Origin of the sequence: Nocardioides albertanoniae (assembly GCF_006716315.1) — a bacterium.
Classification (GTDB): domain Bacteria; phylum Actinomycetota; class Actinomycetes; order Propionibacteriales; family Nocardioidaceae; genus Nocardioides; species Nocardioides albertanoniae.
Genome location: NZ_VFOV01000001.1, coordinates 3630788 through 3643351, shown reverse-complemented (window position 1 = coordinate 3643351; position 12564 = coordinate 3630788). Strand labels below are relative to the sequence as shown.

Here is a 12564-nt window from a genome sequence, read left to right as displayed (position 1 = left end):
CGCTTCCAGCGTGACCTCCAGTCCTGAGACCGTCCACGCCGTTGTCCTCAACGTCGAGGATGCCCCCGCAGGTCCTCACCCCGCGGACCCGGGCGCCACGCTCGGCGCCGGGTGGCAGCTCGACCGTGACCAGAGGATCGCCGGCCTGGTCGGCCTGGCGAAGTTCGCCTGGCGCATCACCGCCTTCGCCCGTCGCCCCTTCGCGGCCCCGCTCGCGCTGGCCACGCCGATCGTTCGCGGCGTCGTCAACGCGGAGTCGCGGCAGGCCGTCTCGATCCGCCACGAGGGCCGCACGCTCAGCCCGCGCGAGTGGGCCGCCGCGCAGCGGTCGACCGCGGCGCAGCCGCGGATCCTGGTGCTGATCCCGCCGGCCGGCAAGGACGAGGGCGTGTGGGGCAACGGGGCCCATGCCACGGGTGCGACGTACGGCGATCGGCTCGCCGAGCTGCTCGACTGGATGCCGCTGCATGTCAACGTCGCGGCCGGCAGCAAGTCGGTGCCCGCCGCGGTGGCGCTGAGCAGCCGGATCCAGGAGTGTGTCGATGCGCTCGGTGCGGAGCCGCGCATCGTGCTGGTCGGCTACGGAGCCGGCGGCCTGGTCGCCCGCAACGCGCTCGGGGTGGCCACCTCCGGCACACGGCCGTGGACGACGTACGTATCCGAGCTCATCGCCCTGGGTACGACCCCCTACGCGGTGACCTCGGCCCCGATCTCGCGTGGCGTCGGCAAGCAGATCGACGAGCACCTGGCCGGGATCGCCGTCGTCGGTTCCGACGAGGCGATGCTGCCGCCACGACCCGACGTCGACTACCTGCTCGTCACCGACAAGGCGACCTCCCGCCCCAACCGCATGGGGCGCCTCTTCGGGGAGATGCTGTGGTGGCGCCACAAGACGCCGCTGGGCTCACGGCGGGTGCGTGACCTGTTCCCGACGGCGGAGCGATTCACGCTCTCGACGACCGACACGCCGCTGTCCAACCATCCGGCGGTGCACGACGCTCTGCTGCGCTGGCTCGCCTGAGACTTTCGGGATTCGGAATACGCCGACGGCGAACAACGGCACACCAGCCGTGGAACAACCGGGTGTGGCGGCTAGTGTCGATCCTGTGAACATCGACTCCAGCGCGGCTGACGCTCACGCCGGTGCCCCAGGGCTCTCCCCGAGCCTGGGCGGCAACGGCGGTGGTCTGAGCCTTCTCGACGACAACATCTACAACCGACTGCTGCGGGAGCGCATCGTCTTCCTCGGCTCCGAGGTCCGCGACCAGAACGCCAACGCGATCTGCGCGCAGCTCCTGCTGCTCTCCGCGGAGGACCCGGACGCCGACATCTTCCTCCACATCAACTCACCCGGTGGTTCGGTGGATGCCGGCATGGCCATCTACGACACGATGAACTACATCCCCAACGACGTCGCGACCGTCGGCATGGGCCTGGCGGCCTCGATGGGGCAGTTCCTGCTCTGCGCCGGCGCGAAGGGCAAGCGCTACGCGCTGCCGCACGCGCGGATCATGATGCACCAGCCCTCCTCGGGCATGGGTGGTTCGGCCTCCGACATCAAGATCCAGGCCCAGCAGTCGCTGCACATCAAGAAGGTGCTGCTCGAGCTGATCAGCGAGCACACCGGCCAGGCCATCGACCAGGTGACCGCCGACGCCGACCGTGACCGTTGGTTCACCGCTGCCGAGGCACTCGACTACGGCCTGGTCGACCAGGTCATCAAGAGCGCGAGGGAAGCCTCCGACGAGGGCCGCCCCGCCCACAAGAAGGACTGAGGACATGAACTACTACATCCCGCAGTGGGAGGAGCGTACGTCCTACGGCGTCCGCCGGATCGACCCCTACGCCAAGCTCTTCGAAGACCGGATCATCTACCTGGGCACCCCGATCAGCGACGACGTCGCCAACGCGGTCATCGCCCAGCTGCTGTGCCTGCAGTCGATGAACCCGGACCAGGACATCTCGATCTACATCAACAGCCCCGGTGGCTCGTTCACCGCGTGCACCGCGATCTACGACACGATGCAGTTCATCAAGCCGGACGTGCAGACCGTCTGCATCGGGCAGGCTGCCTCGGCCGCCGCGATCCTGCTCGGCGCGGGCGCGCACGGCAAGCGGATGGCGCTGCCCAACAGCCGCATCCTGATCCACCAGCCCTACACCGAGGGCACCTTCGGCCAGACCTCCGACATCGAGATCCAGGCCAACGAGATCCTGCGGATGCGCGAGCTTCTCGAGAAGATGATCGCCGACCACAGCGGAAAGTCGCTGGACGAGGTCAGCCAGGACATCGAGCGTGACAAGATCCTGACCGCCGAGCAGGCGGTCGAGTACGGCCTGATCGACTCGGTGCTCGAGTCGCTGAAGACGCCGGCGCTCGTTTGACCTTCGGGCCCCGTGCCGCTCCCACGATGAGGGCGCGGCACGGGGTACCGTCACTATCTATTCGGACCTAGCAGCACAAGTCGGGGAAGGAAGGCCACTCGTGGCACGCATCGGCGACGGAGGTGACCTGCTGAAGTGCTCCTTCTGCGGGAAGAGCCAGAAGCAGGTCAAGAAGCTCATCGCGGGTCCCGGCGTCTATATCTGTGACGAGTGCATCGATCTCTGCAACGAGATCATCGAGGAGGAGCTCAACGAGGGCTCCGAGGTGGAGATCGCCGATCTCCCCAAGCCGAAGGAGATCTTCGACTTCCTCAACTCCTACGTCATCGGCCAGGAGCAGGCGAAGAAGTCGCTCGCGGTGGCGGTCTACAACCACTACAAGCGCGTCCAGGCCGGCCTGCAGCCCGGCGGCCCCCAGGGCCCCGGCAAGCACGCCAAGGAGGAGCAGGTCGAGGTCGCCAAGTCCAACATCTTGGTGATCGGCCCGACCGGCTGCGGCAAGACCTATCTGGCCCAGACGTTGGCCCGCATGCTCAACGTCCCCTTCGCCATCGCCGACGCGACGGCCCTGACCGAGGCCGGTTACGTCGGCGAGGATGTCGAGAACATCCTGCTCAAGCTGATCCAGGCCGCCGACTACGACGTCAAGAAGGCCGAGACCGGCATCATCTACATCGACGAGATCGACAAGGTGGCCCGCAAGGCGGAGAACCCCTCGATCACGCGTGATGTCTCCGGTGAGGGCGTGCAGCAGGCGCTGCTGAAGATCATCGAGGGCACCACCGCCTCGGTGCCGCCGCAGGGTGGCCGCAAGCACCCGCACCAGGAGTTCATCCAGATCGACACCACCAACATCCTCTTCGTGGTGGGTGGTGCCTTCGCCGGTCTCGAGCACATCATCGAGCAGCGGGTCGGCAAGAAGACCCTCGGCTTCACCGCCGAGGTGCGGGGCAAGGCCGAGAAGGAGGCCGAGGACCTCCTCAAGCTCGTGCGCCCCGAAGACCTCACCAAGTTCGGTCTGATCCCGGAGTTCATCGGCCGGCTGCCGCTGATCGCGAGCGTCGAGAAGCTCGACCAGGCCGCGCTGGTGCAGATCCTGACCGAGCCGCGCAACGCGTTGGTGAAGCAGTACCAGAAGCTCTTCGACCTCGACGGTGTCGAGCTCGAGTTCGGCGAGGACGCGATCACGGCGATCGCCGACAAGGCGCTCGAGCGAGGCACCGGTGCCCGCGGACTGCGGGCGATCATCGAAGAGGTCCTGCTCTTCGTGATGTACGACGTGCCGTCCCGAGCCGATGTCGGCAAGGTGGTCGTCACTCGTGGGGTCGTCGAGGACGGCGACATGCCGACCCTCGTGCCTCGGGAGAAGGAAGCAAAGAAGAAGTCGGCCTGACCCGAAGATCGCCTAGTCCGTTTGGGCTATTTTCGGCGTCCGGCAGCGTGTCGGCCGGGCCAGTCGGACAGAATGAGCATCGATGATCATCCGTACATTTCCGACTCGGCGTCCCGGTGGGGAAGTGGGCACGTGAGGTTCCAGAGGGGTCCGGTGCTGGCTTATGCCGCCGTCGTCCTCGTGGGGCTTCTCGTGCTCGTCCAGACCCTGAGCCCTGACGTCTCCTCGTTGCACAGAGTGCCGCGTACGATCGCGGGCCAGGCCGACTTCACGGTCGTGCCGCCTGCCCCGACCCCGGATGTCTCCGGGGTCGACACGATCCCCGGCACCGGCAAGGGGTCGGGCGACGGCGCGGGTGAGCGGAGTGATCAGGGCGGCGCAGGCGAAGCCGCGCAGCCGGGGCCGTCCGAGCACAAGGGCGGCGACGACACGTCCCCGAAACCGCCGGCGGCTACCCCGGAGGACCCGCCCGCGAACGATCCGACGACTCCACCGGATCCCGGTGGTGACGACGACCCGGCGCCGCCGACGCTGGTCCCGTCGGTCGGGCCGATCCCCGGCATCATGGCGCCGCTGATCTGGCCGTTCGTCTCCGTCGACGACTCCAAGCCCCTGAACGAGGCCATGCCGATGTTCCTCCAGCAGCTGATCGAGGCAGACCCTGGCGCCACGGTCGGCGAGCTTCCCGGCACCAAGGACGAGACCATCTCGGCGGGCGAAGCACCCAAGCCGCCGCAGCTGCGTCAGGGGAAGCGCGGCTTCGCACCGGAACGGGCGCCGGAGAAGAAGACCTGCGACCCCGACTCCGAGCAGACGCCGGAGAAGCGACCCGTGCCGGGCGATGACGACGACATGTCGGCCGACTCGGAGCCGAGGGACGACGACGAAGCCACGCCCGAGTGTGCCGAGGCGTGCGCTGACACGAAGGCACCGGTAGGGTCATCGCCCGCAGCCGATGGCGAGGACTCCACCGACGACGAGGCGCCCTCCGAGGAGCAGACCACGGAGAGCCCGGCGATCGAGGAGCCGAGCGACGGCAGCGATGAGGATCAGGCTTGTGCCGAGAAGTCGGCGCGCTAGATCACTCGCGACGGCGACCAGCACCACGCCAGAGTGACCGGCCGAGCGATCCCCCCGGGCGCTCGCCGGAGTGAGGGACGCAGCAGGCCCCGGACCATCTGGTCCGGGGCCTGCTCCGTTTCTGCTCTCGTGCCTCGCGGGGGCCTCGTCAGGCCTCGTCGGGCAGCTCGGCGAGCTCGGCGGTGACGCTGAGCTCGGTCGCGCTCTCGTCGACGGTGAAGAACAGGTCGCCGGTGATGTTGCCGACCCGCTTGAGGTCCGAGGCGGCGGCCTCGGCGTCCTTGATGAGCTTGGCCGGCCCGGTGACCTCGGCCTTGGCCAGCGGGTGACGCATCTTCACCTTCGCGGTCGACTTCGCCCCGCGGATGCCGGTCAGGGTTGCCGCGACGGCGTCGAGCGCCGACGGGTCGGCCGCGGCCGCGGTGCCGAGCTCGAGCTCACGCGGCCACGAGGAGGTGTGGATCGAACCGGTCTGCCACCACGACCAGACCTCCTCGGTCACGTAGGGCAGGAACGGCGCGAGCAGACGCAGCTGCACGTGCAGGGCGGTGGCCAGCGTCGCGCGAGCGGACTCGGTCGCGGTGCCGCCCTCCTCGTCGTAGGCCCGCTCCTTGACCAGCTCGAGGTAGTCGTCGCAGAACTCCCAGAAGAACTTCTCCGAGGTCTCCAGCGCGGTCGCGTAGTCGTAGGCGGCGAAGGCGTCGGTCGACTTGGTGATCGTCTCCTTGAGGCGGGCCATCAGCGAGCAGTCGACGGGCTGGGTGATCGCCACCGGGTTGAGCTTGTTGGCCCCGACGTTGCCGAGGACGAACTTGGAGGCGTTGAGGATCTTCATCGCCAGGCGGCGTCCGACCTTCATCTGGGTCTCGTCGAACGGCGAGTCCATGCCCGGGCGGGTCAGGGCCGCGCGCCAGCGGACCGCGTCGGCACCGAACTTGTCGAGGATCTCGGTCGGGACGACCACGTTGCCCTTCGACTTCGACATCTTCTTGCGGTCGGGGTCGAGGATCCAGCCGGCGATCATCGCGTGGCTCCACGGGACGGTGCCGTCCTCGAGGCTGGCGCGGACGATGCGGCCGAAGAGCCAGGTGCGGATGATCTCGTGGCTCTGGGTGCACAGGTCCATCGGGTAGACCCGGTTGAACAGGTCGGGGTCGGACTCCCAGCCGCCGGCGATCTGCGGGGTCAGCGAGGAGGTCGCCCAGGTGTCCATCACGTCGGGGTCGCCCTGGAAGCCGCCGGGCTTGCCGCGCTGGGCCTCCTCGTAACCGGCCGGGACGTCGGTGGACGGGTCGATCGGCAGCTGCTCCTCGGTGGGCAGCAGCGGCTTGTCGTAGTCGGGGTTGCCCTCCGCGTCGAGGGCGTACCAGACCGGGAAGGGGATGCCGAAGAAGCGCTGGCGGGAGATCAGCCAGTCGCCGTTGAGGCCGCCGACCCAGTTGTCGTAGCGGTGGCGCATGTGCTCGGGCAGCCAGGTCAGCTCGCGGCCGCGGCTGAGCAGCTTCTGGCGCAGGTCGGGGTTGCGACCGCCGTTGGTGATGTACCACTGGCGGCTGGCGACGATCTCGAGCGGCTTGTCGCCACGCTCGTAGAAGTTGGCCATCCGCTGGGTCTTCTTCGGCTCGCCGTCGAGGTCACCCGACTCGATGATCTTCGCGACGACCGCCTCGCGGGCGGAGTGGACGGTCTTGCCCTTGAGATCCTCGTACGCGGCGATGCCGGCCTCGCCGGTGATCCACTCCGGGGTCTCGCGGGAGAAGCGACCGTCGCGGCCGATCAGGGCACGGGCGGGCAGGTTGAGCTCGCGCCACCACTGCACGTCGGTGAGGTCACCCCAGGTGCAGCACATCGCGATGCCGGCGCCCTTGTCCATCTCGGCGGCCTCGTGGGCCAGGACGGGGATCTCGACGCCGAAGATCGGGCTGGTCACGGTGGAGCCGAACAGCTCCTTGTAACGGTCGTCGTCGGGGTGCGCGATCAGCGCGACGACGCTCGGGATCAGCTCGGGACGAGTGGTCTCGATGTGGACCGGGGTGCCGTCAGCCTTGTGGAAGGCGACGCGGTGGAAGAAGCCGGCGTAGTCCTTGGCCTCGAGCTCGGCCTGGGCGACGGCGGTCTGGAAGGTGACGTCCCACAGGGTCGGCGCCTCCTGCAGATAGGCCTCACCGCGGGACAGGTTGCGCAGGAACGCCTTCTGCGAGGCGGTCTGGGAGGCCTTGCCGATGGTCGTGTACTGCTGGTCCCAGTCGAAGGAGAGCCCCAGCGTGCGCCACAGGTCTTCGAAGACCTTCTCGTCCTCGACGACGAGCTGGTTGCACAGCTCGACGAAGTTGGGCCGGCTGATCGAGATCTGGCGCTTCGGGTCCGGCTTCTCCGGCGGGGTGAAGTCGGGGTCGTAGGGCAGGCTCGGGTCGCAGCGGACGCCGAAGTAGTTCTGCACCCGGCGCTCGGTGGGCAGGCCGTTGTCGTCCCAGCCGATCGGGTAGAAGACCGACTTGCCGTTCATCCGCTGGAAGCGGGCGATCAGGTCGGGGTGGGTGTAGGAGAAGACGTGACCGACGTGCAGGCTGCCGGAGACGGTCGGCGGCGGGGTGTCGATCGAGTAGACGTTCTCGCGGGGCTGGGTGCGGTCGAACGCGTAGGTCTTGTCGTTCTTCCACTGCTCGGCCCACTTGGCCTCCAGGCCCTCGAGGACCGGCTTGTCCGGTACGGCGACTACGCGCTGTTCAGCGGGCGTAGTCGTCTCCGGTGCGGTCTGCGTGGGCGTGGTCTCAGTCATAAGACCAAATCCTATGGGCGCACGCTGGCTGGCGCGAAACCGGTTGAGCCCGGCACAGCCGACTCGTCATGCTTCGGGCATGGTCACCGTCGAGTTCTGCACCGATCCAGCCGAGTTCCTCGCCGTCGCTGCGGACTATCTCGCCGAGGAACCGGTCGTGACCAGCGTGCTCGCCACGAACGCGGCGCGCGTGGCAGGTGGGGCGGGGCTGGGTGGGCCGTACGAGTGGTTCGCCGTCGCTCGTGAGGCCGGTCGAGTCGTGGGGGCGGCGATGCGCACGGCACCGTTCGAGCCGTACCCGCTCTACGTGTGCCCGATGCCGGAGGAGGCGGCCATCGAGCTGGCGCGGCAGCTGCACGCCCGAGGTGAGTACGCCGGTGGGGCCAACGGCGCGCTGCCCGCAGCGCGCATCGTCGCCGAGGAGACGGTCCGCCTCGCCGGCGGGCGGGTGAGCGTCGCGATGGCCTCGCGCCTGCACGAGCTCGGCACGCTCGAGATGCCGGCAGACGTGCCGGGGCGAGCTCGACCGGCGACGTACGCCGATCTCGACCTGTGCCGGCGATGGCTGAGCGACTTCGGGCGCGCGGCTCGGGACCAGTCGGAGAATCCCGACTATGCCCACGAGCACGCTGTGCCGTCCGAGGACGACGTACGCCGCAAGATCGACGAGTTCCTGCTGCTGTGGGAGGTCGACGGCGACATCGTCTCCCTGGCGGGCGCGACCCCGCCGGCGCACGGCGTCGCGCGCGTCGCCCCGGTCTACACCCCCGAGGAGCGACGCGGCCACGGCTACGGCACCGCCGTGACCGCCGAGTCCTCCCGGCTCCTGGCCGCCGACGGCACGCGGCTGTGCCTGTTCACCGACGTCGACAACCCGATCTCCAACCACGTCTACGCCAAGATCGGCTATCGCCCGGTCGTCGACATGGCCAACCACACGCTCCTCCGCGCCTGACCCAGCTCACGCCGAGTCGGCCCGTTCTGACCGACTCGACGGGTCAGTCGAGGGTGAAGCGTCGGCCGAGGTGGTGGTCGATGACGGGCCAGAGGTCGCCTTCGGACTCGGCCGACTGGGTCCAGTGCAACGACCAGCCGTGGCCGGTCGCGGTGGTGATGTCCGCGGAGCGGTGGGAGGAGCCCTGCTTGAGGTGGACGGCGCGGATCTGGTCCCAGGCCAGGAAGGTGGCGTTGGGGGAGGAGGCCAGCTCGGCGGGTGGCCTGGCGAGAGCGCGGTGGATCAGCTTCTTGCCGGAGGACCCGGCGGTCATCGAGGCCACGCCGGTCGCCAGGCGGTCGGAGCTGGAGGGCTTGAGCAGGATCAGGCCGGCGTCGGTCGCCAGCAACGTACGGACGCCGTCGCCGGACACGGGCGCCAAGGCGCCGAGGTAGCCGCCCGGCGCGCGGGTCTGCACCTCATCGGCCGGCTGGGCGGACGGATCGTCGTCGACGGCGGTGTCGAGCTGAAGCATCCACGCGCGCAGCGCCGCGGCGTAGCCGGGCGAGCCGACGGCGTCGTGGGCGAGCTCGTCTGGGTCGAGCGCCTGTCCGGTGGCGTCGACCAGACGCGCGGGGCCCGACCAGCTCAGCTCGTAGCGGGCACGGCCCTCGCTGACCAGCTCGTGGGCGATCGTGGAGGCGAGGAGACGGATGATGACGCTCTGCCTGGCCGCGACCCCTTCGCCTCCACCGTCGACGAGATCCAGGAGCGTGCCGACGTTGCCGGAGGCGATCAGGTCGAGGGCACCGCGCAGGGTCGCCGGCGCGATCTGGTTCTGCCGCATCGTGCCCAGCAGGGTCTCGGAGTTCTGCGCCGCCGACCGAGCCCCGGCGAGGGTGACGATCTCGGCCATGGGCGCGGGAGTGAGCCCGGATCCGGCGAACATCTGGTCCTCGAGAGCGAGGAACCTCTGCGAGGGGTAGCGCAGGATGTTGGTGGCGTTGCCGGAGGAGTCGGCGTGGAAGATGTCTCCGGCGGCAGACTCGGCGTGGGCCATCGCCTCCAGCCGATCGACCCGCTCGCGCAGCGGTGGATGCGAGTCGTAGGCCGAGGCGTTCGTCTCGGGCAGCTCGGCGCTGAGACGGGAGAGCTGGTCGAGGCGTCCGGGGTCGCTCATCATCCGGGTGAAGTTGTCGAAGAGGCTCGTCGGCCGCAGGCCGTAGGGGGCGCCGACCTCGACGTACTGCTCCAGATAGATGCGCCACGCCGCGTCGAGCGCCGGGAGGGTCTGCAGCGTGATCGCCGCGGTGCGCGCGCCGACGACCTTCGCGCTGAGCCGGTCGGCGTGGATCTCGTGGGAGTGCGCGAGCGGCCGGGTGAGGGCGAAGAAGATCCGGGCGTACGTGCGAAACGGCCGCTTCAGCAGCGGGTTGGTGAGCCCGGCGGCGATCTCGGCGACCGCGAGCCGACCGCGGTGGATGATCCCGCCCACGCGGGAGTGGGTGGTGCTGTGGTGACCCAGCTCGTGGGCCAGCACCGCGCGGAGCTGGTTGCGGGAGACCCCTTGGAGCAGGGGCGCGCCCAGGAACATGCGCCGGGTGCTCGACCCCAGACCGAACGGCTGGGTCTCCTCGCTGACCGCCGCGTTGACGTCCGGCACCAGGAGGATCTCGTCGGGGGCGCGGGTCGCCGTGGAGGAGGCCAGCTCGCGCACCTCCGCCCACAGGCCGGGCTGGTCCTGCTCGGTCAGGAGGAGCCCGTCGAACCTCTTCGCGGGCTCGTCGCCACCTCGGGTGAACACCCGTCGGCCGAGCAACGCCATGGCCGCCGGGACGAACACGGCGGCCAGGAGCAAGACCGCGAGCGCGGCCCGGAGCGTACGCATGGTGGAGGACCTAGTGGGGGTCGAGGGTCAGTCCGAGATCACGTGGAGGCTATCGGGTCGGGCGATCGGCTGGGAAACGGGTGCTCGCGGGTGCGGATGGGGAGTCGCTGTCGGGTCGGAACTAGACTCGGAGGTGATGAGTGAGACTCCCTCGCCGCGCCTGGCGGCCACGATCGAAGAGGTCTGGGAAGCGCTGCAGTCGCGCTGGCCCGAGACCCGGCTCGAGCCGTCCCTGGACCGGATCCGGGCGCTGCTCGAGATCCTCGGTGACCCGCAGAGCGCCTTCCGGATCATCCAGCTGACCGGCACCAACGGCAAGACGTCGACGTCGCGGATGATCGACACGCTGCTGCGGTCGCTCGACCTGCGCACCGGTCGGTTCACCTCCCCGCACGTGGAGCGGATCAACGAGCGGATCGCGGTCGACGGCGAGTCCCTGACCGACGAGGAGTTCGTGGCGGCCTTCAACGACGTCGCGCACTACCTCGGCATGGTCGACGACGACCAGCCGCACCCGCTCTCCTTCTTCGAGACGATGGTGGGGATGGCCTACGCGAAGTTCGCCGAGGCGCCGGTCGACGTCGCCGTCGTCGAGGTCGGGCTGGGCGGTGGCTGGGACGCGACCAACGTCGCCGACGCCGACGTGGCCGTGCTGACCCCGATCGCCGTCGACCATGCCAAGTATCTCGGTGAGACTCCCGTCGCGATCGCCCGTGAGAAGTCCGGGATCATCAAGCCCGGCGCGGTCGCCGTCGTCAGCGAGCAGTCCGTCGACGTCGCCGCGGTGATCGACCAGCACGCGGCCGAGGTCGGGGCGCGACTGCTGTGGGAGGGCACCGACTTCGCCGTGGTCTCACGCACGCCGGCGGTCGGCGGGCAGATCCTCACGCTGCGCGGGCTGCGGGCGACCTACGAGGACGTCTTCCTGCCGCTCTACGGCGCTCACCAGGCGCAGAACGCGGCGACGGCGCTGGCCGCCGTGGAGGCGTTCCTCGGTGAGACCGTGCTCGCCGACGAGGTGGTGCGCGACGCGTTCGCCAAGGCCGACTCGCCGGCGCGGCTGGAGATCGTGCGGGCCTCGCCGACGGTGCTGCTCGACGCCGCCCACAACCCGGCCGGCGCCGAGGCGACCGTCGAGGCGCTCGAAGACTCCTTCTCCTTCTCCGGCGTCGTCGGTGTCATCGGAGTGATGGCCGACAAGGACGCCGACGGCCTCCTCGCGGTCTTCGAGCCCCATCTCGAGCACCTCGTGGTCACCCAGAACTCCACCGAGCGCGCGCTCCCGGCGGTCGAGCTCGGGAAGGCCGCCGTCGAGCTCTACGGCGAGGACCGGGTCTCGGTCGTGCCTCGCCTGGCCGACGCCATCGACGCCGCGATCGGCCTCTCGGAGTCCTCCGGCGGCGGCTCGATCTCCGAGGGAGCGGTGCTGGTGACCGGCTCCGTGGTGACCGCAGGCGAAGCACGTACGCTGCTGGGCGGTCGTGGCGAGGCCGCCGGTGCCGCGCCGACCGCCCGGGTCGTGCCGACCACCGACCCGGAGCTGGCCGCCTACCTGGACACCGACGACCTGGACACCAGCGACCTCGGCACCGATGACCTCGGCGCTGACGACACGGAGGGCCGCACCGATGGCCAGTGAGCGGGAGAAGTCGCCGCGACGCGGCATGTGTGCCGCGATCGTGTCGATGGAGGGCCTCGCGGTCGCGCTGGCCTCGCCGGTGATGATCTCGATCGGCGGGGTGTCCGCCGGTCTGGCCGTGCCTCTCGGGCTGGGGTTCTTCGTCGCCTGCATCCTGGTCGCCGGGATGCTGCGGCGTCCGTGGGCCTACTGGCTCGGCTGGGCGCTCCAGGTCGTCGCGATCGCGATGGGCTTCCTGATCTCGATCATGTTCGTCATCGGCGTGATCTTCGCGATCCTGTGGGGCATGGGCGATCTGCTCGGTCGCAAGATCGATCGCGAGCGTGCTGCCGCCTTCGCCGAGCTCGACCGGATCATCGCGCGAGAAGAGGCAGCCGAACAGGGTGCTTCGGACGACGCGGACGCATCGGACGACGCCGTCTCCGACGACTCCGCCTCACGCCCCTGAGTGACGCGCACCGGTAGA

The 12564-nt window shown here is 69.4% G+C and carries 10 protein-coding genes; 8 read left to right on the top strand and 2 right to left on the bottom strand.

The genetic code is table 11. The features are described from left to right. The first annotated feature begins 10 nt into the window (after positions 1 to 10). The 5 genes from FB381_RS17415 (at position 11) to FB381_RS17395 (ending at position 4858) form a co-directional block, all read left to right on the top strand. Positions 11 to 1021, top strand: coding sequence for a lipase family protein (locus FB381_RS17415; RefSeq protein WP_141781453.1), 1011 nt, complete (start codon positions 11 to 13; stop codon positions 1019 to 1021). A gap of 145 nt (positions 1022 to 1166) precedes the next feature. After that, positions 1167 to 1775, top strand: coding sequence for an ATP-dependent Clp protease proteolytic subunit (locus FB381_RS17410; RefSeq protein ID WP_170225347.1), 609 nt, complete (start codon positions 1167 to 1169; stop codon positions 1773 to 1775). A gap of 4 nt (positions 1776 to 1779) precedes the next feature. Continuing rightward, complete coding sequence (locus tag FB381_RS17405; protein WP_141781451.1) at positions 1780 to 2385, top strand: ATP-dependent Clp protease proteolytic subunit; 606 nt, start codon at positions 1780 to 1782, stop codon at positions 2383 to 2385. 100 nt (positions 2386 to 2485) lie between these two features. Then, the gene (gene clpX / locus FB381_RS17400) at positions 2486 to 3778 is read left to right on the top strand and encodes an ATP-dependent Clp protease ATP-binding subunit ClpX (protein WP_141781450.1); all 1293 of its coding nucleotides are present in this window, start codon (positions 2486 to 2488) and stop codon (positions 3776 to 3778) included. A gap of 132 nt (positions 3779 to 3910) precedes the next feature. Continuing rightward, positions 3911 to 4858: a hypothetical protein gene (locus FB381_RS17395; RefSeq protein ID WP_141781449.1), complete on the top strand. Its 948-nt coding sequence runs from the start codon at positions 3911 to 3913 to the stop codon at positions 4856 to 4858. A gap of 148 nt (positions 4859 to 5006) precedes the next feature. Here FB381_RS17395 and valS read toward each other — a convergent pair whose 3' ends face one another. Beyond that, the gene (valS, locus tag FB381_RS17390) at positions 5007 to 7637 is read right to left on the bottom strand and encodes a valine--tRNA ligase (protein ID WP_141781448.1); all 2631 of its coding nucleotides are present in this window, start codon (positions 7635 to 7637) and stop codon (positions 5007 to 5009) included. A 79-nt stretch (positions 7638 to 7716) separates the two neighbouring features. Between valS and FB381_RS17385 the strand changes: the two genes are divergently transcribed. Next, positions 7717 to 8592, top strand: a complete 876-nt coding sequence (locus FB381_RS17385; RefSeq protein WP_141781447.1) for a GNAT family N-acetyltransferase — start codon at positions 7717 to 7719, stop codon at positions 8590 to 8592. Positions 8593 to 8635: 43 nt separating this feature from the next. On the opposite strand, the gene FB381_RS17380 is transcribed toward FB381_RS17385, so the two are convergent. Next, positions 8636 to 10459: a M48 family metallopeptidase gene (locus FB381_RS17380; protein ID WP_141781446.1), complete on the bottom strand. Its 1824-nt coding sequence runs from the start codon at positions 10457 to 10459 to the stop codon at positions 8636 to 8638. 136 nt (positions 10460 to 10595) lie between these two features. Between FB381_RS17380 and FB381_RS17375 the strand changes: the two genes are divergently transcribed. Together FB381_RS17375 and FB381_RS17370 are read left to right on the top strand one after the other, a co-directional pair. Continuing rightward, entirely contained in the window at positions 10596 to 12098 is a 1503-nt protein-coding gene (locus FB381_RS17375) for a bifunctional folylpolyglutamate synthase/dihydrofolate synthase (protein WP_141781445.1), read from the top strand. Further along, positions 12088 to 12546 (top strand): DUF4233 domain-containing protein, encoded by a 459-nt coding sequence (locus FB381_RS17370; RefSeq protein ID WP_246088166.1) that lies wholly within the window; start codon positions 12088 to 12090, stop codon positions 12544 to 12546. The genes FB381_RS17375 and FB381_RS17370 overlap by 11 nt, the downstream gene beginning before the upstream one ends. The last annotated feature ends 18 nt before the right edge of the window (positions 12547 to 12564 follow it).

Coding starts and splice junctions, on each gene's coding strand:
- FB381_RS17405 (WP_141781451.1), top strand. CDS start 1,780: ATGAACTACTACATCCCGCAGTGGGAGGAGCGTACGTCCTACGGCGTC.
- valS (WP_141781448.1), bottom strand. CDS start 7,637: ATGACTGAGACCACGCCCACGCAGACCGCACCGGAGACGACTACGCCC.
- FB381_RS17385 (WP_141781447.1), top strand. CDS start 7,717: ATGGTCACCGTCGAGTTCTGCACCGATCCAGCCGAGTTCCTCGCCGTC.
- FB381_RS17380 (WP_141781446.1), bottom strand. CDS start 10,459: ATGCGTACGCTCCGGGCCGCGCTCGCGGTCTTGCTCCTGGCCGCCGTG.
- FB381_RS17375 (WP_141781445.1), top strand. CDS start 10,596: ATGAGTGAGACTCCCTCGCCGCGCCTGGCGGCCACGATCGAAGAGGTC.
- FB381_RS17370 (WP_246088166.1), top strand. CDS start 12,088: ATGGCCAGTGAGCGGGAGAAGTCGCCGCGACGCGGCATGTGTGCCGCG.